This is a genomic window from Sphingomonas yabuuchiae (assembly GCF_014199595.1).
GTDB lineage: Bacteria > Pseudomonadota > Alphaproteobacteria > Sphingomonadales > Sphingomonadaceae > Sphingomonas > Sphingomonas yabuuchiae.
Map to the genome: position 1 here is coordinate 1 of NZ_JACHNX010000024.1, position 20,345 is coordinate 20,345.

Here is a 20,345-nt window from a genome sequence, read left to right on the forward strand (position 1 = left end):
GCTACCAAGGGCGCAGTTCCGGCGGCCGACGATTTCTTGCGCCCGCATTCCAAATGGCGGCGACAGTTGCGGGCGAAGGGCGATGATGATGCCCGCCTCCGGGAAGTTGCGGTCATGTTTCACCTGCGCGACGCGCTGCGCTCGGGCGACATATGGCTCGACCGCTCGCATCGATATGGTGACCTGCGCCACGTCCTCGTGCCGATGGCGGTCGCGCATGCCGCGAAGCTGGCGGTCCCGTCCGACCCGCATGTCTGGCTGGCTGACCGCAAAGTGCGTCTCGCTGATGGCCTTGCCCGGCTCGGTCGCGCCGCGCGCAGCGGTACAATTCCGAAAGGCAGCATCGAGGACGGCACGCTGCGCATTGATCGGCTCACCGCTGACGCGCCGGATGGGATCGAGGATCTGGTGCTTGATCTGTATCGCCGGCTGCCGCCCGTCCGCATCACCGATCTGCTGCTCGAAGTCGATACCGCGCTGGGTTTCACTGATGCCTTCACGCATCTGCGCACCGGCGTGCCATGCGGCGACCGAATCGGCCTGCTCAACGTCCTGCTTGCCGAGGGCCTGAATTTGGGTCTGCGTAAGATGGCAGAGGCTTCCAACACTCACGACTATTGGCAACTCTCCCGTCTCGCTCGCTGGCACGTCGAAAGCGAGGCGATCGACCAGGCGCTGGCCAACGTGGTCGCGGCGCAAGGGGCGCTGCCGATGGCCCAGGTCTGGGGTATGGGCAGATCCGCATCGGCCGATGGCCAGTTCTTCCCCGCCGCACGGCAGGGCGAAGCGATGAATACGATCAACGCCCGCTACGGCAACGATCCCGGCATCAAGGCCTATACCCACGTCAACGACCGCTTCGCGCCGTTTGCATCGCGGACCATTCCAGCCACGGTCAGCGAAGCACCTTATCTACTCGACGGGCTGACGATGAATGAGGCAGGGCGACGGATCGAAGAGCAGTACGCCGACACTGGCGGGTTCACCGATCATCTGTTCGGGATCAGCGCGATGCTCGGCTGCCGCCTTGTACTGCGCATCCGCGACCTCCCATCCAAACGACTGTACGTGTTCGACCCTGCCGCGACGCCGAGCGAATTGCGCCCGCTGGTGGGCGGCAAGGCGCGTGAGGCGCTGATCGTTTCCAACTGGCCCGATCTGTTCCGCTGCGCCGCCACCATGAGCGCTGGACAGGTCGCGCCGAGCAGCATCTTGCGCAAGCTCGCCTCCTATCCGCGCCAGAACGATCTTGCCTCCGCGCTGCGCGAGGTGGGCCGGATCGAGCGGACGCTGTTCATCATCGAATGGATACTCGACGTCGGCATGCAGCGCCGTGCACAGGTCGGCCTCAACAAAGGCGAGGCACATCATGCGCTGAAAAATGCCCTGCGCATCGGCCGTCAGGGCGAAATCCGCGACCGCACGACGGAGGGTCAGCATTACCGGATCGCCGGCCTCAACCTGCTCACCGCCATCATCGTCTACTGGAACACCCTGCACCTTGGCCATGCCGTTGAGGCCCGGCGCCGCGAAGGGCTCGATACCCCCGACCATCTTCTCGCCCATATTTCGCCGCTCGGATGGGCACACATCCTCCTCACTGGCGAGTACCTTTGGCCCAAGGACGCCGGCGCTTAGGGTGTCATTCCGCCCTCAGCCGGAACCGACCCCAAATACCCCATCGTCCCGCCGGGATGGCGGTCGGTGACGGCGAACACCGCGTCGATATAGCGGCGGTCGACCCCGGCAAAGGCGCGCGCCGCCTCAGGGGACAGCTTTGCCCAGAAGCCTGTCGGATGCGCAGGTGCCGGGGCCATGTGCCGGTTGGACAGGAGGTAATCCTCGATCACCGTCGCCCTCGGCACGCCCAGCGCGGTCAGGAGGAGCGCGGCCGCGACGCCCGTCCGGTCCTTGCCCGCCGTGCAGTGGAAGGCGAGCGGCACGTCGCCCGCCAGCAGCTCGGCGAACATGCGGCGGTACTGGCCGTTGAACTGGTCGAGCAGCTGCGGATAGGTGGCTGTCATCGCCGTCACGACATGGTCATGCGTCCAGGTGGCGGGATCGCCGGGCAGCTTCATCGCGCTGACGTCGAGCGTATAGTCGTCGCTCAGCACCTTGGGCTTTTGGCCTGCAGGCCAGAGCGTCGGCTCGCCCGTCCGCTCGCGCGTGTCGCGAAAGTCGCAGACGGTGCGGATGCCTAGCTTTTGCAGATAGGCGTAATCCGCCGCAGTCAGGTCGTGCATCTGGCCCGAGCGGTAAAGCAGCCCCCATTTCACCGTCCGCCCATCGGCGGTGCGATAGCCGCCCAGGTCGCGGAAGTTGCGCCCGCCTTGCAGCGGCAGGACGCGGGTGTGCGCCGCGACCGCGACGGGGGCGCCAGTGGGGACGGGGGCCGAAGCCCCTACCCCCGCCGGAACCGCGAGCGCCACGGCGATGGCGATCAGGCCCCCGCGCATCAGAACTTCACCGTCGCTTCTACGCCATAGGTGCGCGGTTCGTTGAAGAAGCCCGACACGCCGGTCAGCGTGTTCAGCCCCTTATAGAACATATGCTGTTCGTTCAGCAGGTTGCGCGTCCAGGCGGACAGGGTCAGCAGGGCGCCGGTGTCGTTGAGTGCGATATCGGCGATGCCGATCCGGCCGTTGACGATGAAGCCCGGCTCGCCCTTGGGCTGGTTCACGCCGGGCGCGGGATCGTTGTAATTGGCATAGAAGCCGCTGTCGTAATTGGCATCGAGATGCGCGACGAGGCGGTAATCGCCCACCGGCCGCTCGTAATCGATCGCGCCGCTGGCGGCATGGGCCGGGGTATAGACCGGATAGATGCGGATCGGCGTCGTCACGATCTGGCCGGTCGCGCCTTGCGGGAACGGGTTCACCGTCGCCGGGATGGTCACGTCGTTATAGGAATAGCTGGCGGTCAGCGTCAGGCCCGCCATCGGTGCGACGGTCACTTCCGCCTCGACGCCCTTGGCGCGGCCGGTGCCCGGCGCATTGGTGGTCTCGATCGTGGTGCGGTTGGTCTGGAGCAGATTGCCCTGCGCATCGACTTGCAGGTAATTCGCCTGGAAGTCGATCTGGATCGCCTTGTACGCGCCGGTATAGGCGGCGAGGTTCAGGCGGACGCGGCGGTCGAGAAACTCGCTCTTGGCGCCGATCTCGAACATCGACAGCGTTTCCGGGTTGAAGGGAGCGTAACGCAGCGAGCGCGAATTGGCGCCGCCCGACTTATACCCCTCCGACCATTTGCCATAGACATGCACGGCGTCGGTCACGTCATAGGCGAGCGTCACCAGCGGGTCGACACGCGACCAGGCCGCATCCAGCTTGCGCGGGGCCACCACGCCGTCGACATTGGGCGTCTTGCCGTTCACGATGAACAGCTCGCCATGCTTCATGTCGCGGGTGTAGCGCGCGCCGCCCGTGACGTGCAGCCGGTCGGACAGGATCGCCGGGGTCCAGGTCGCCTGGCCGAACGCGCCGATGCTGCGCGTCGTGATTCGGCTGGCGCGGTCGAACGGCACGGAGGCGATGTCATAGGTCGCCACGGTCGCGCCGGTACCGTCGCCGTTCCAGACCATGGTGTTGAACGCCTGGGCATTGTCGGTCGTATGCTCGCGATAGGCCATGGCGCCCGCGACATATTTCAGGCGAGGGCTGTCGCCGATCAGCTGGATTTCCTGGCTGAACTGATTCTGCGCAAAGCCCGCCAGGCTGTAGCGGCTGAACGCGCCGTTCGGCTTGTAGGTGGTGCTGTTCTGGCCACCATTGTCATACTGGCTCTGGTCCAGCTCGCGATAGGCGGTGATCGACTTGAGCTGAAGACCCGGTGCCAGGTCGAGGCCCAGGGTCAGGCGATGGCCGTGCGTCTTGCCGATGCTCTCCTGCTGCGGCACCCCGATGCTGGCGGCCCGCACCCGGTTCGGCTGGAGCGGCAGAGCAGGCGCGCGGGTCAGCGTGCCCGCCGTGATCGTCTGGAGATAAAGCGGCGTCGAAGCATCGTAGGAAGTGTCGAACGCATAGTCGGCGCTGACGCCGCTTTCCGGCTTCCACAGCACCTCGACATGCGCGCCGTGGCGGTCGAAGCCGTTGAAGTCCGCCTGGCCGGGCAGCGGATTGTCGACCAGTCCGTTGCGCTTGGTGACGATGCCGTCCAGCTTTACGCTGAAATTATGCCATTCGGGCAGGTTGAGATGCGCCTCGGCCTTGTGGCTGCCGAAATTGCCGATGCCCGCCGTCGCGGTCAGACCGAATTCGCCGGTCGGCTTCTTGGTCACGATGCTGACCGCGCCGCCTTCGGTATTGCGGCCGAACAGCGTGCCCTGGGGACCTTTCAGCACCTCGATGCTCTCGATGTCGTAGAGCGCGGTGCCCAGGCCCTGGGCGCGACCCAGATACACGCCGTCGATATAGACGCCCACACCCTGGTCGCGCGCGGGCTGGTTGCTGTCGGCCAGCACGCCGATGCCGCGGATGTTCATGATCAGCGCCGAGTTGCGCGAATAGAAGGGCGCGACGCGAAGGCTCGGAATCGCGCCGTCCTGGAGGTCGACCAGCGACTGGACGTGACGGTTCGCCAGATCCTCGGCCGACAGGACCGAGATCGCGATCGGCGTCTTCTGCAGGCTCTGGGGCCGCTTCTCGGCGGTGACGATGACCTCGTTCAGCGCGCCATCGGCATTGGTCTTCTGGTCGTCGGGCGCAGCCGTCTTGGCCGGTTCGGGATCGGCCGCAAAGGCGGGCGTGGCGAGCAGAAGAGCAAAGGCGCTGGACGCAAGGAAACGCCCCGCAAAGCGCGGGTTGAACGACGTCATGATATGGATTCCCCCCAAAGGATTATGCGGCCGTCCCTTGGTGCCGGTTCATTGCGGCTTGATGACGTTCTGGGGGAATGATGCGGATTTTATGATGACAATTGCGTCATGAGGGGGCCGAGGCGGATCACCGCCCGCCCCCCTCTCGTCAAAAGGCCAGGCGCAGGCCCGCCATCGCCGTGCCCTGTCGGTCCCCGCTGCCGATCAGCGCGCTGCCCGAGGCATAGACGTCCACGCCGTACGCAACGCGATAGGATAGGCCCGCCGTCGCGGTACCGACCAGCGGTGCGCGCGACACGCCCAGCGCCAGCAGGGTCGCGTCGATGCCGCCATAGCCGCCCGTCGCCTGCGTCTTTGCGCCCTGAAGCTGATAGCGCAGGCCCAGCGTGCCGAAGGGGCGCAGCGCCGCGTCGGACAAAGTGCTGCGTTCCAGCGAGACGCCTGCATCGACGAAGCTGGCGGTCAGCGCCTGCCGCCCCAGGGTCAGGGCAAAGGCGCTGCCCGTCTCGGTGAAGCCCAGCCGCATGGTGCGCATATAGGTCAGGCCGGCTCGCGGCGTCAGCGTCCAGCCGCCCTTCATCTCGCGCGCATAATGGGCGGAGATGTCGGCGGTCGTGCTGTGCAGGTCATAGCTGCCCAATGCCGATGTCGTACCGGGCAGGGCGCGGGTGGTGCGCCCCTGCGCGCCGTCATAGATCAGCGAGCCCTGCATTCCGAAGCCGCCTGGCTGGCGGAAACGGGCGTGCAGGCCCGCCACGACGCCATCGGCATGGGTCGATGCGCCCAGCGTCTCGATCGTCTGGCGCGAGTCGAGATAGCCGCCGAAGAACCCGACCATCCAGTCGCGATTGCCCAGCCCGATCCCGCCGAGGATGCCATAGCCGCTGGTCCGCGCCGCGTTGATCCCCTGCGCCGCATCGGCCGACAGCTGGTGCGACTGGCCGATCATCTGGCCGAAGGTGAAGGCCCCGGCCTCTTCCTCCATCGTCGCAAAGCCCGGTCCGCGCGCCGCCTGGACCAGCCCCAGCGCATTGTCGACGCCGATCTGCATCGCCGAGGCATAGGCCTCGGGCGTCACCTGCGCGAAGGCCTGTGGATTGGGCGCGCCCGCACTGGTCAGCAGCGCCGGGAAGGCGGCGAAGACCGGGCTGTTCGTCGGCGCGCCCGCGATCACGCGGTTCGCATAATCGATGCTGCGCGCGACCTGCGGGTTGAACTGCGTACCGCCCACGAACTGGCCAAGCAGCTGGATACGATCGCCACGCTGGACGATGAAGCCCAGCAGGTCGGACGGCTTCTGCACGGTCGTATAGCTGCCGCTGATCCCGCCGGTCGCGATGATCAGGTCATAGGCGCTGCCCGGCGCGATCGTCTTGGTCGAGGTGATCTGCAACGTCGAGGCACTGCCGATCGTCATCGTGCCGTTCACGATCAGCTGATCCGAGATGGTCGGGGTCAGCTCGAACGCGGTGATCGATCCGCTGGCCAGCGTCAGATTGCCGTTGACCGTCATCGTGCCGGGTGACGCGCCGGGGCTGAGCGTGCCCGCCACCACGACATTGCCGTTGACCGTGCCCGCCGAACCGAAGGTCGCCCCCTGGCGCACCAGGAACTGGGCCGCGCTCATCGTCGATCCGGCCAGGCCGACCAGGCGGCCGCCCGCCATATCGACATTGCCGAATGCGGCCTTGCCCGACACGGTGGCATAGCCGCCGGTCATCGCCAGCCCCTCGACATTGGCGACGCTGGTGAAGGCGACCGGCGTCGTGGCGCTGCCACCCGACAGGGTGATGATGTCGGTACCCGCCCCGCCATCGACCGCGCCCGCGAAGAGCCCCGCGATGGTGAAGCGCTGATCCGCGCCCGTGAAGACCAGCTGATCGGTCGTCAGGCTGCCGCCCGCCGCGATGCTCAGATCGGTCGCGGCCAGCACCTGGCCATAGGCATGCGCGCCGGTCAGCGAGAGGATGCCGGTGCCTTCGGTCGCCAGCGTCTCGAACCCGGTCAGGGTCGTACCCGCCAGCGTCCGGCCACCCGCCAGTTCCAGGATGGCGGTGTCGTTGCCCGCCCCGCCCGCGACGCTGCCCTGCAACACCGACCCCGCCGCCAGCCGCAGCGTGTCGTTGCCCGCGCCCAGATCGATCGCGCCGATCAGCTGGCCGCCACTGGCGATGGTCAGCGCCAGGTTGCCGTCGCCGAACGACAGCGGCGCGTTCGCCGAGCCCAGCGTGCCGGTGACGGTCAGCGCATTGCCCGCCAGCGCGACGGTCTCGAACCCGGTAGCCGTCCCGCCCAGCGTCACCGGGACGGTGCTGCCGAAACGGAGCGTGTCGGTGCCCGTGCCGCCATCATAGCGGCCCAGCGCCTGCGCCATGTCCAGGACCAGCACGTCGTCGCCCGCACCCAGCGCGATGCTGGCGATATCCTCGTCGATACGCAGCTGCTCCGCCGCGTCGGAGCCGGTGACCGAGGCGACCCGGTTGCCCGCCAGCGTCAGGTTCAGGCCGGTGCCCGCCAGCGCGATGCTGTTGAACCCCTGGTCGAGAGTCAGCGAGAGGGTGCCGGTACCCGTCACGGCCAGCTGCTGGAAATTGCTGCGCTGGCCGATGCCGCTGCGGTCGCCCGACAACAGCACGCTATAGGTGTTGGTGCCCGAGCCGCCATCGACCCCGCCGGTAACCTGTGAACCCGCCGCCTCGACGAAGGTGTCGTTGCCCCCGCCCAGCAGGACCGAACCCTGCACGATCCCGGCATTGACGAAGCGGTCGGCCCCGCCGCCCAGGCGGACATCCCCGGCGATGGTGCCGTTGTTGGTGACCGTATCGCTATTGTCGCCACCGATGATGGTGACGAGGCCGGTGGTGCTGCCGACCGAGCCCGTCACCGTCGCGCCCCCGCCGATCGTCATCGATCCGCCCGACACGCGGATCGTGTCGAAGCGCAGGTTGCCGACATAATCGACATTGCCGCTGCCCGACTGGGTCAGGCTTTCGAAATTGACGAACTGGCCGGCATTGACGGTGCCGTTGGCGATGGCATTGATCGTCAGATTGTCGGCGCCGTCGCCGCCATCGACCGTCCCGACCAGGGTCGCGCCGATGCGGTGGAGGAAGGTGTCGGCCCCTGCCCCCAGGAACACATCGCCCTCGATCCGCCCGTAATTCTCGATCCGGTCGCTGCCCGAACCGAGCGCGATCGACCCCAGGATGGTGCCGGTGTTGACGATCCGGTCGTTGGTCCCGCCGATGCTCTGGATGGCCCCGGCCAGATAGGAGGAGCCGATCGTGCCCGCGAGCGGATCGTTGACCGACAGCGCCGTGCCCGTCCCGCCCCGGATCGTCCCGGCATTCGTCAGGTCGAGCGCGACATTCTGGGCCAGGATGGCGGTCGACTGCGCGCCTATCGCCTCGATCACGCCGGTCTCGGCATTGACCACCGTCGCGTTCTGCGCGCTCTGGCTGCTGCTGGTCAGGTTCAGGCCGATGGCCACCCGCTCGCTCAGGACGCTGCTGCTATTGCCCGTGCCCCCACCATCGGCGCGGATCGTGCCCGTGTTGGTAAGGGCGACCGTCCGTGTGAAGGCGCCCGCGCTACCCTCGAACCCCAGTCTCAGGCCGACGCCCGCGACGCCGCGCGCATCGATCGTGCCGCTGTTGCTCGCCACCAGCGTCGCGCCGTCGGTGGTGACGAAGGCGGCGGGCGCGCGACCACCGTTCAGGATGGTGCCCATATTCTCGAACGCGGCGGTGTAGATACGCGCGGCGGTCTGTGCCTGATCGGCGGTGCCGATGGTCGCCATGTTGACGAAGCGGGTCGCGGTGCCCTCGACCCGGCCGGTGATGGTCGCCTGGTTGGTGAAGGCGGCCAGCGGCAGCGGCGTCGGGATCAGGTTCCAGCGATCGGTCCGCTCGCCGAACGTCAGCAGCCCGGTGACGCCGATGGTGTTGACGATCTGCCCGTCGCCGACCGCGTTCAGCGTCGCGCGCGTGCCCGGCGCCTGCAGAGTCAGCACGGTGTCCGCGCCGACCGCCTGCACGTCCTCCAATTGGAACGATCGGATATTGGTATCGCCCACCGTGACCGTGGCGGAGCGGGCAAAGGCGCGGCGATAGGTGTTGGTGCCGCCCCCGGCATCGATGGTGCCGGTAACGCCGGTCTGGCCGTCGAAGGTGACCAGCACATCGTCGCCGTCGCCGAAGCGCAGATTGCCCGTGATCGTCCCGCCATTCGCGACATAGCTGGACGACCGCGTGGACCGGCCGCCATTCGCGGCATAGCCCAGGTCGACATCGCCGGTGATCGTGCCCGCATTGGCCAAGCGGACGGAATCGACGCGGATCACGGGCTGGCCCGCCGCGCCGGTGATGGTGCCCCCGGTCAGATTGCGGATCGTGGCGACGTTGAGCGACCCCTGCGTGATCGCCGGGCCACCCGTGCTGGCGATCCGTCCGCTATTGTCGATGGTCGAGGAGGTGGCGACGGTGTTCGAGCCGAGCACCACCGCGCTGCCCCCGACTTGGATCGTGCCGTTGTTCACCAGGCTGGCGAAATCGGCCACGCCGGTCACCGCCGCGCTGCCACCACCCTGGGTGATCAGGCCATTATTGGTGATGCGCCCGCCGGTCACGCCCGCCATCGGGGTGGCGGCATTGGTCCGCTGGTCCAGCACCGTGATCGTGGCGGCGTTCGCATTCTCGAACGCGTCGATGCCGCCCAGCTGGACCGCGGCGCGCGGATTGCCGCTTCCGGCCGCAACGGTCAGCGACAGGGCGGCCTGGTTGACCACGCTCAGCGCATTGGCGGGGCTATCCTCGCCGGGTTGGGCCACGCGCGTCGTGGTGACGATCGCGGCGCTGTTCGCGGCCGCGATATTGGTGGTCAGGTTGACGACGCCCTGCCCCGCCAGCTGGATGGTGCGGCCCGACGCCGTGCCGGTCAGGTTCAGCGTCGCATTGTTCAGCAGGTCATAGCCGAAACCGGCAAAAGCCGCATCGTCCATGACCGCGCTGTTGGTGTCGGTGCGGACACGGTAAAGCAGGGTCGCCCCGCGTCCCGAAACCGCCCCGCTCACCCCGGCATAGCCCCCGGCGCCATTGCCGCCCAGTTCGGTGACGAAGCTGTCGCCGGTGTTGAGCGTCAGATTGCCGTTCAGCACACCACCGGGCAGCGCCTGATACAGGTTGCGACTGGCGCTGGAGCCCGTGCCGAAGCGGACATCGCCGGTAATCGTTCCGGCATTGGCGACCTGTACGGCGGACACGGCATTGGTGGTCGTCGCCGACGAGACGATAGCCGTCGCGCCGCTGATCGTGCCGCCCGTCTGGTTGACGATGACGCCCGTGCTGCTGAGATCCATGCCGGTTCCGGTCGCGCCGATCGTCCCGCTGTTGGTCAGCCCGCCCGCCAGTTGCACGCCCAGGCTCGTACCCTGGATCGTGCCGCTGTTCGTCGCGCTGGCGCTCGTCGTGCCGCTCAGCGCCAGGCCGATACCATTGGCCGTGATGGCGCCCGAATTGGCGAAACTGCCGCCAGCCGTGGCGAACTGGACGCCGTTGGCGGCGCCGGTGATCTGGCCGCTATTCTGGAAGCTGCTCGCGGCGTTGATCTGCACGGCATAGACGTTCGTTCCGCCGGTGCCGTTGATCGTACCGGCATTGACGATGCTCAGCGTATTCTGCGCGGCGGTCGCGCTGTCGCTCAGCACGGTGCCTGCGCGCGCCAGCGTCGTAGCGTTGACCAGCGTGCCGTTGCCCGCGACGTTCAGGATGTCCGCAGTGCCGGTGGCCGGATTGACGGTCGAAAAGCCGCTCGCGAGCGTCACCGTCCGGTTCGCATCGGGGGCCAGCAGCGTCTGCTCGAAACCGGCCAGGCGCGGCAGCGCATCGGCCAGCGTGGCGTCGCCGGTGAAGCGGATGCGCAGCACATTGTTGCCGCCACGGGTGGAGATGGCGCCGGTGACGCCCGTGCGGATCTGCCCATCGGCATAGCCGACGACCAGCGTGTCGTTGCCCGATCCCAGCCGCAGATCGCCCGCAATCTGGCCCTCGCTATTGTCGATCGAGCTGCCCAGTCGCGACGTGCCCGTCGAGGTGACGATATTGCCTGTGATCGTCCCGCGATTGGTCAGGATCAGGCTGCCCTCGAGCAGGATCGCAGCGCTATTCGAACCCGTACCCCCCGTCGCGATCTGGCCGCCCGCGGCATTGACCAGGGTCAGCGACCGTCCCGCAATCGCCGCGCCCGACCCGGTATTGCGGATCGTCCCGCTGTTGGTCAGCGTCGTCGAGCGGATATTGGCGAGCGTCGCCGACGCGCTGTTCGCGGTGATCGTGCCGCTGTTGTTCAGGACGCTGCGGGTGATGCTCGTATTGGTCGTGGCGGTGAAGTCGATGGCGCTCTGCGCGCCGCCATCGATGGTCCCGGCATTGCTCAGTGTGCCGATCGTGCCGCTGATCGCGCCGATCGAACCGCCCGCCCGGTTGGTGATCGACGAGAAGAGGGCAGAGGCGGGGGTCGTCGCCTGCAACGCATAGCCGGTCGGGCCGGTGGCCGAAATCGTCCCGCTATTGTCGATCGCCGCGCTCGTGGTGCTGCCGGTGCCGCTCTGGGTGAGGACCACCCCGTTCGCGCCGCTGACGCTGCCGCCCGCGCGGACCGTCATGGCCAGCAGGGTGGGCGCATTGACGCTGTTGGTCGTGGACCCCGTCAGCTGCACGCCGGTCTGACCGTTGCCCAGCACCTGGCCGCCCACGGTCAGGGTCGCGTTGGCATCGATCCCCCTGCCGGAATAGTCGAAGGCGATGGCCGGGGCCGCCTCGCTCGAGACGACCGCACCCGCCGCGACATCGACCGTCACGCCCGAACTGGTGACGCGCAGGCCGTCGCTGTCGGTGCCCGTACAGGTCGTGGGGGTGTCGCTACGCGCCGGATCGGGGACGCATTGGGCAAAGGCGGGGCCTGCCACCATCAACACCACCAGGATCGCGCTGGAGTCCAGCGCGCGCGCCTTCACCTGCCGGACACGCGGCAATGCCTTCATCATGACTGAAACCCCCTGTTTGCAGGGGTTTCTATGGTTAAATTATCGTCATGTCCATGCGGATCGACAGTCACGAAGCCGTAAACAAGCACCGAAAAGGCACGGTTTCTTTACCCTGCCCGCCTGTCGAGAGACTTTCACCGTTCCGCCATGGGACAAGCCCGCAAGTTATCGCGATGACAGCTGTGTTTCATTCGGGGCGACAAGATAAGCCGTTGCCGAAATAGCTTCGACCGCCAGCCCATATCTACAGGGACCGAGGCGGATCACCGCCCCGGTCCCTGCCGTCATCAGAAACGCAGGCGCAGGCCCGCCGTGATCGTTTCCTGATGGTCGTCGCGGCCGGTCTGCGCGCTGCCGGTCGCGTAGAGGTCGACGCCGTTTGTGAAGCGATAGGCAACGCCGCCCGTCGCCGTGCCGACCAGCGGCGCGCGCGCGGCACCCAGCGCGACGAGGCCCAGGCCACCACCGGCATAGCCACCCAGCGCAACGGCGCGGTTGCCCTCGATCTGGTAACGCGCGCCCAGCGTCACGAAGGGGCGGAACGGTGCATCCGACGCATCGCTGCGGCCGAAGGTGACGCCGCCATCGGCAAAGCCCGCGACCAGATCGCGACGCGCCACGGTGAGGGCGAAGGGGCTGCCGCCCGTCTCGCCCATGCCCTGACGGCGGGTGCGCAGATAGGTAAGGCCTGCGCGCGGGGTCAGCGACCAGCCCTCGGCCAGCTCGGCCGCATAATGGACCGACAGGTCGCTGGTCCAGCTATGCAGGTCGTAGCGCCCATAGGCCGAGGCCGTACCCGGCAACGCGCGGGTGGTGCGCGCCTGCGCCCCGTCATAGACGACCGACGCGCCGAAGCCGAAGCCGTTGGGCATGGAATAACGACCATGGACGCCCGCGACCACGCCGTCGGCCTTGGTCGAGGCGCCGAGCGGGGCGATCGACTGGCGGGTGTCGAGCCAGCCCCCGAAGGCACCGATCATCCACTGGCGATCGCCATAGCCGACGCCGCCCAGGAAGCCGTAGCCGCGCGTCCGCGCCGCGCTGGTCCCCTGGCCCGCATCCGCGCCCAGCATATGCCACTGGCCCAGCGTCTGGCCGAAGGTGAAGACGCCTGCGTCCTCGCGCGTGGTGGCGAAGGCGGGGCCGCGTGCCGCCTGAGCCAGACCCAGCGCATTGTCGACGCCGATCTGGGTGGCCGACGCATAGGCCTCCGGCGTGATCTGCGAAAAACCGCGGGGGTTGGACGCGCCCGACGCGGTCAGCAGAGACGGCAGGGCGGCGAACAGCGTGCTGGTCGCGGACTGCTTGGACAGGGTGGCGTTGGCATAGTCGATGCTGCGCGCCACCTGCGGGCTGAACCGCGCATCGCCCAGGAACTGGCCGAGCAGCTGGATGCGGTCGGCGCGCTGGACGATGAAGCCGAACAGGTCAGACGGCTTCAGCACATTGCTGTAGCTGCCCGAAATCCCGCCGCTGGCGACGATCAGGTCGTACGAAGTGCCGGGACGCAACGCGCCGCTCGACACGATCTGCAACGTCGATCCGCTGCCGATGGTCAGCCCGCCATTAACGATCAGCTTGTCCGACACGGTCGGGGTCAGCTCGAAGTACGACAGCGAGCCGCTGTTCAGCGTGACGTTGCCGTTGACCGTCATCGTGCCCGGCGACGCGCCGGGGCTCAGGGTGCCCGCGACCGTGACGTTGCCGTTGACCGTGCCCGCCGACCCGAAGGTCGCGCCTTGGCGGACCAGGAACTGGGTGGCGGCCATTGTCGACCCGGCCAGACCGACCAGGCGACCGCCCGCCATGTCGACCGCGCCGAACGACGCGTTGCCCGACACCGTGGCGTAACTGCCGGTCATCGCCAGCGCCTCGACATTGGCGACGTTGGTGAAGGCGACCGGCGCGGTGGCCGTACCAGCCGACAGCGCGATGCTGTCGGTCCCCGCCCCGCCATCGACGGCCCCGGCGAAGGTGCCCGCAATGGTGAAGCGCTGGTTGCCGCCCGTGAAGGCGACCTGGGTCGCGGTCAGGCTGCTGCCCGATGCGATGGTCAGGTCGGTCGCGGCGTTGACCTGGTTATAGGCATGGGCGCCGGTCAGGGTCAGATTGCCGGTCCCCTCGGTCGCCAGCGTCTCGAACCCGGTCAACTGACCCGCCGCCAGCGTCTGGTTGCCCGCCAGCTCCAGCGTGGCGCTGTCATTGCCCGAACCACCCGCGACGGTGCCGAGCAGCACCGAACCCGCCGCCAGGCGCAATGCGTCATTGCCTGCGCCCAGGTCGATGACCCCGGCCAGCGTGCCGCCCTTCGCGACGGTCAGCGACAAGTCGCTATCGCCGAAGTTCAGCGGCGCGCCTTGCGTGCCCAGCGAGCCCGCGACGGTCAGCGCGTTGCCGGTCAGCGACACATTCTCGAACCCGGTCGCCACCCCGCTCAGCACGACGGCTGCATTGGCGGTGAAGCGCAGCGTATCGGTCCCCGCGCCGCCATCGTACTGGCCCGCCGCATTGGTCACGCCCAGCGCCAGCAGGTCGCCGCCCGCCCCCAGCGCCACGCTGGCGATGTCGCCGTCGACGCGCAGCTGCTCGGCCGCGTCCGTGCCGGTGACCGCGCCGATGCGGTTGCCCGCCAGCGCGACGTTGAGGCCGGTGCCCGCCAGTGCCACGGTGTCGAAGCTTTGGTCGAGCGTCAGCGACAAGGTGCCTGCGCCGGTCACCGCCAACTGCTGGAAGTTGCTGCGCTGGCCAAGGCCGCTGCGGTCACCGCTGAGCAGCGCGGTATAGAGGTTGGTCCCCGCGCCGCCATCGACGCCGCCCACCACGCGCGAGCCCGCGCCCTCGACGAAGCTGTCATTGCCGTCACCCAGCGCCACCGCGCCCTGGACCAGCCCGGCATTGACGAAGCGGTCGTCCCCGCCGCCCAGCGAAACGGCGCCTGCGATGGTGCCGTTGTTGGTCACCGTCTCGGCCGCGTCGGTGCCGGTGATCGTGGTCGCGCCGGTGCTGGTCAGCGTCTGGCCCGCCGCGACCGTCACCGATCCGCCCGCCACGCCCAGCGTGTCGAAGTTGAAGGCCCCGGCATAGGTGACATTGCCCTGGCCGGTCTGGCTGAAGCGTTCGAAGTTGACGAACTGGTCGCCATTGACCGTCCCGCCCCCGGTCGCATCGATGATCAGGCTGTCGGTGCCCGCCCCGCCATCGACCGTGCCGACCAGCGTCGCGCTGGCGCGGTGCAGGAAGGTGTCGTCGCCCGCCCCCAGGAATACATTGCCCTGGATCTGACCGTAATTCTCGATCCGGTCATTGCCCGCGCCGAGTGCGATCGACCCGATGATGGTGCCGGTGTTGACGATGCGGTTGTCCGCCGATCCGATCGTCTGGATGGCGCCCGCGATCGTGGTGCCGTTCCACCGCGCAAGCGTGTCGTTTGCGGCCAGCGTCGTACCGGTGGTGCCACGGATCGTCCCGGCATTGGTCAGGTCGAGCGCCACGCCATCGGCAAGGAGCGCGACCGACTTTGCGCCGGTCGCCTCGATCACGCCGGTCGTGCTGTTGACGACCGTCGCCGTCGCGGCAGCCTTGCCATAGAGCGACACGCCGGTGGCGATGATGGTGGTGGGCGCGTCGCGATCCACCGGAACGCTGGCACCGGCATAGGGATCGACGATCGTCCGGCCACCGGCATTGGCGCGGATCGTGCCGCTGTTGGTGATCGCGAAGCTCTGGACCGTGGTGCTGGCGGGGTTGCCGACGAAATTGGCGCTGACACCGTCACCGGAAACACCGCTGGCCTCGATCGTGCCGCTGTTGGTCAACGTGATGGACCCGGCCATGTCGCGGGAATCGTTGATCGTCAGCAAGGCGGCCTCCCGCCCGTCCCCGCTTGCGGTGATCGACCCGCTGTTGGTGACTGCAATGCCCATCCCCTGGGCCGTCTCGGGCGGCGTCGTGTTGTAATAGGTGAAGCTGCTGGCATAGGCGTTGACACCCTGGGTGACCGTGCCGCTATTGTCGAACTGGATCGATCCGCCCACGCCGAGATTGTCGTTGATCGTCAGCTGGACGCCCGATCGCCGGTCGGCGGTGGTGGCGATCGTGCCGGTATTGGTCAGCATGACCTTCAGCGGCTGCGGAGCGTCCGACGTCGTGATGCCGTAATAATTATAGTTCCAGGCAAAGGCGCTCAACCCCTGAGCGACCGTGCCGCTGTTGGTGGCGGTGATCGTCCCCGCATTGACCGACAGATTGACGCCGGGATAGCCGACGTCATTCAGGATGGTGCCCGAATTGGCGAAGGTCATCGCACCGGTGCCGTAGAGCGACACCGCCGACCGCTTCAGCGCGGCGTCGCCGATCGTGCCGCTATTGGTGAAGAGCGCCACCTGTCCCGAGACGCCGCCCTTGACGATCGCCTGGTTGGTCAGCGCGGCGAGCAGGGTCGCCTGCTGCGGCTGCGGGTAGTAATAATAGCTGTTGCCGATGGTCAGGTCGCCATCGACATTCGCGGTGTTGACGATCTGGCCGTCGCCCAGCACGCCGAGCGAAGCCAGCGCGGCCCCCGCGCCGACGGTCACGACGGTGTCGGCGCCGATCGCCTGGACATCCTGGCGCTCGAAATTGACGGCGGTCAGGCTACCCAGCGTCACGGTCCCTGACTTGGTGAAGGCGCGGCGATAGATGTCGGTGCCCGCGCCCCCGTCGATCGTGCCGGTCACGCCGGTCTGACCGTCCATCTCGACGAACACGTCGTTGCCGTCGCCGAAGCGCAGGTTGCCGGTCAGCGTGCCGCCATTGCCGGTATAGATGGCGCTGCTGTAGGAGCGGCCGCCATAGCTGGCATAGCCCAGGTCGACGTCGCCGGTGATCGTGCCCGCATTGCTGACCTGGCCACCGCTGATGCGGATGGCGTTCTGTCCGGTTGCCCCGGCGATCGTCCCCCCAGCCAGATTGCGGATCATGGCGCTGTTGCCGGAATAGCTCTGGGCGATCGCGATGCCACCGGTGCTGGCGATCCGGCCGCTATTCTCGATGGTGCTCTGATAGCCGGTGGGGCCGTAGTCGAGCAGGATGGCCGTCCCGCCGACCTCGATCGTGCCGCTGTTGGTCAGCGCGGTGAAGTTCGAAACGCCGGTCGCGGCCCGGCCGCCCGTCGCCTGGACGATGCGGCCGCTGTTGGTGACGGTCTGGGCATAGCGGATGCCGATTGCGCCATCGAGCGTGATCGTGCCGTCATTGGTAACGGTCTTGCCGCCCGAAATCGCGGCGAGCGCGTTGTAATTGTTCGATCGCGTGTCGGTGACGCTGATCGTGCCCGCGTTGGTGAAGCCGTCGTCGCTGCCCAGCGAGACGGCATAGGTGCTGTAGACATTGGTGCTCGACACCGCGAGCGACAGCGCGCCGCGGCTGGTGACGGTCAGCGCATTGGCGGCATAGGTTTCGCCCGGCGCCACGCTGCGTGACGTGGCGGTGATCGCCGGGCCCGTGGTGGTCGCGATGTCGGCCGTCAGGTCGACGGTTCCCTGCCCGGCCAGCGTCAGCGGACGGCTGGCGCCCGTGCCGGTCAGGGTCAGCGCCGCCTTGTCGAACAACTCGTAGCCGACCGTGGCGAACGAGGTCGTGGCCGGCAGCGTCGCAGTGGCGTCGCTGCGCACGCGCAGGCGCAGGCCCGCGCTGGCCCCCGACACCGTGCCGGTGATGCCCGCGAAGCGGTTGCCGCTGGTGCCCGTCATCTCGGCGACCAGCAGGTCGCCGTTGGACAAGGTCAGGTTGCCGTTCAGGACACCGCCCGCCAGCGCATAATAGGTGTTGTTGTTGCCGTAGAAGCTGCCCGACGAAGACGGGCCGAAGGTCACGTCGCCGTTGATCGTGCCCGCATTGGCGATGCTGGCGTTGGACACCGCGAAATTGCCGTTCGGCGCGATGGCGCGCGTGCCCCCGGTGACGACGCCGCCCGCCGCGTTGGTGAGCGAGCCGTAATAGCTGATGAACACGCCGGTGCCCGTCGCGGTGATCGTGCCGCTGTTGGTCAGGCCGCTCGACAGCTGGAGCCCGGCGGTCGTCCCCTCGATCCGGCCGCTATTGGTCCAGGTCGAGCCATAGGATCCCGACAGCGTCGCGCCGATCCCGCCGGTCGAGCGGATCGTGCCGGAATTGGTGAAGCTCGGCCCGAACAGCGACACGGCGGTGCCGGTTGCGGTGATCGTACCCGAATTGACGAAGGCGCCGTTCGAGCTGGACGAGACGCCGTTTCCGGTCGCGGTCACCGTGCCGCTATTCTCGAAGCGGTTGACCGAGCTCAGCGCGACGATGAAGCCGCCCGTCTGGGTCACGGTACCCGCGATGCTGCCCGCATTGGTGAAGCCGGGCGAGCCGGACGAGCTATATTCATCGGTCAGGACGGTGCCCGTGCCGCTAAGCGCGGTATTGTTGACGACCGTGCCGCTGCCGCCGACGCGCAGGGGCCCGGCGACCGTAAAGCCCCGCGCCAGCGTCGTCGTCATCTTGGCATCGGGGGCCAGGACCAGCTGTTCGAAATTGGTCGGCAGCGTCAAGGCGGAGGACAGGGTGGCGTCGCTGGTGAAGCGCACGCGCAGCGTATCAGTGCCCGCCCCGCCGTCGATCGTGCCACTGATTCCGGTGCGGATCGCACCGTTCGCATAACCGACGATCAGCGTGTCGTTGCCCGTGCCGAAGCGGACATTGCCGGTGATCGTACCGGCCGCGTTGTCGATGGTGCTGCTGTAGCTAAACTGGCCCGCAGTCGACACGATATCGCCCACGACGGTACCGGAGTTGACCAGATTTATGCCGCTGTCGCCCTGAATGGCGGTCGTACCGGCGGTGGCGATCCGGCCACCCGCCTGGTTGACCAGCGACAGGCTGTTGCCCGAGGGGGCGACGATGACCGCGCCGGTGCCCGCATTGCTGATCGTGCCGCTGTTGGTCAGCGTCGATCCGCGATAATTGGCCAGTGTCGCGGCGGTAGAGTTGTTGCTGATCGTGCCGCTGTTGGTCCAGCCACTGCCATAGACGGCCGAGCTATAGGTCGCGCCGCTGTCGATCGCGCTGCGCGAGCCGCCATCGATGGTGCCCGCATTGGTCAGCGTGCCGATGGAGCCGCTGATCGCGCCGATCGTGCCGCCCGCGCGGTTGGTGATCGACTGGAACCCGGCATAATTCTGGTTGGTCGACAGCAGCGCATAGCCGTTCGTACCGGTGCCCGTACCACTGATCGTGCCGTTATTGTCGATCGTCGCGGTCGTCTGGCCATAGTCGGTGCCGGTCTGGCCGATCACGACGCCGTTCGCGCCGCTGACGCTGCCGCCCGCCGCGACCGTCATGGACAAATTAAGGCTGCCATAGCCGTTGCTGCTCGACTGGCGCAGCAGCTGCACCCCCGTCTGGTTGCCGCCGTCGACGCGGCCGCCCACGGTCAGCGTTGAATAGGCATAGCTGCTGTTCGACACCGGGATCGCATAGCGGATCGCTGGTGCGCCGGTGTTCGTCACGCTGGCCCCCGCCGCGACATTGACCGTGCTGGCCGAGGTCGTGACGACCAGGCCGTTGCTGTCGGTCCCGGTGCAGGTCGTCGTCGCGTTTGCCTGGGTCGGGTCGGGGGTGCACTGGGCGAAGGCGGCCCCTGCCACCATCAACGCGACGAGAATCGCGCTCGACTCCAACGCACGTGCCTTTACCTGCCGGCCACGCGACAACGCCTTTACCATTTCAGACTTCCCCCCTGATGAAGGTCGACATCTATGATGAAGCAACCTTCATGTCACGGGAAATCATGACAGAATGTCGACGTCGCACGGTATCATGCCTTGTCCCGAATGACGAAATGGTCATTCTTGCGGTATGTCAGGCCATACTTGGTTTAGAGGCCTTAACCATTCGGCATGGCAGGTTTCTATTCCCCCCCAAGTATAGCGACAAGATAGGACCGCCGTTAATGGGCGAAGCCAGTACCCCATCCAGATCGAGCAGTTCCAGCGCCCCCTCCCACGACATTGGATCGCGCTGGTACCGGATCGTCAGCATCCTCCAAAGCAGGCACGACAGGGCGCGCAGGGGATAGGTCATGCGCCGTCCCTCAAAGATCAGGAATAGACGCCCTCGGCCATGCGATCCAAGTCGCGTAGGACAAGCGCGGCATGGCCTTCCTCGACCAGCTATTCGGGGGTCTTGCCGAAACCCGGCAGCGGCTGGTGGCGGAACCAGATGATTGCGCGGCCCTCGTCGCCCGACAACTCGGCCGCGCGCGCGATGATCCGCACGATCTCGCCCAGCCGCGCCTGCACCGTCGGGCTGCCCGGCTTGGCGGCCATGGTGTTGCGGTTGAGCTGCGCCAGCTTGGCCAGCCGGGTCAGGGGCAGACGCAGCCGCTCGGCCATGCGACGCGGGCGGATCATGTCGTGATCGCGGATATCGTCCAGAAAGGCGGCGATCATGAGAAAATTTTCGGCGAGCCTGTTTGCTGCCCATAATATG

6 protein-coding genes are annotated in these 20,345 nt (G+C 67.4%); 1 reads left to right on the forward strand and 5 read right to left on the reverse strand.

Features of this window, described 5'->3' with window-relative positions:
* Positions 1-1,638, forward strand: a 1,638-nt coding sequence (locus tag GGQ89_RS17510; protein WP_184106622.1) for a Tn3 family transposase, incomplete at its 5' end; no start/stop codon positions are given.
* Here GGQ89_RS17510 and GGQ89_RS17515 read toward each other — a convergent pair.
* The 5 genes from GGQ89_RS17515 to GGQ89_RS17535 form a co-directional block, all read right to left on the reverse strand.
* Positions 1,635-2,456, reverse strand: coding sequence for a tyrosine-protein phosphatase (locus GGQ89_RS17515; protein ID WP_184106623.1), 822 nt, complete (start codon positions 2,454-2,456; stop codon positions 1,635-1,637). The genes GGQ89_RS17510 and GGQ89_RS17515 overlap by 4 nt on opposite strands.
* Positions 2,456-4,813 carry a TonB-dependent receptor gene (locus tag GGQ89_RS17520; RefSeq protein WP_184106624.1) on the reverse strand — a complete coding sequence of 786 codons (2,358 nt, stop codon included), beginning with the start codon at positions 4,811-4,813 and terminating at the stop codon, positions 2,456-2,458. The genes GGQ89_RS17515 and GGQ89_RS17520 overlap by 1 nt, the downstream gene beginning before the upstream one ends.
* A 148-nt stretch (positions 4,814-4,961) precedes the next feature.
* The gene (locus tag GGQ89_RS17525) at positions 4,962-11,855 is read right to left on the reverse strand and encodes an autotransporter outer membrane beta-barrel domain-containing protein (RefSeq protein WP_184106625.1); all 6,894 of its coding nucleotides are present in this window, start codon (positions 11,853-11,855) and stop codon (positions 4,962-4,964) included.
* 287 nt (positions 11,856-12,142) lie between these two features.
* On the reverse strand, positions 12,143-19,579 hold the full coding sequence (locus GGQ89_RS17530) for an autotransporter outer membrane beta-barrel domain-containing protein (RefSeq protein ID WP_206362699.1): 7,437 nt from the start codon (positions 19,577-19,579) through the stop codon (positions 12,143-12,145).
* A gap of 447 nt (positions 19,580-20,026) precedes the next feature.
* Positions 20,027-20,305: a hypothetical protein gene (locus tag GGQ89_RS17535; protein WP_240456323.1), complete on the reverse strand. Its 279-nt coding sequence runs from the start codon at positions 20,303-20,305 to the stop codon at positions 20,027-20,029.
* Positions 20,306-20,345: the final 40 nt, after the last annotated feature.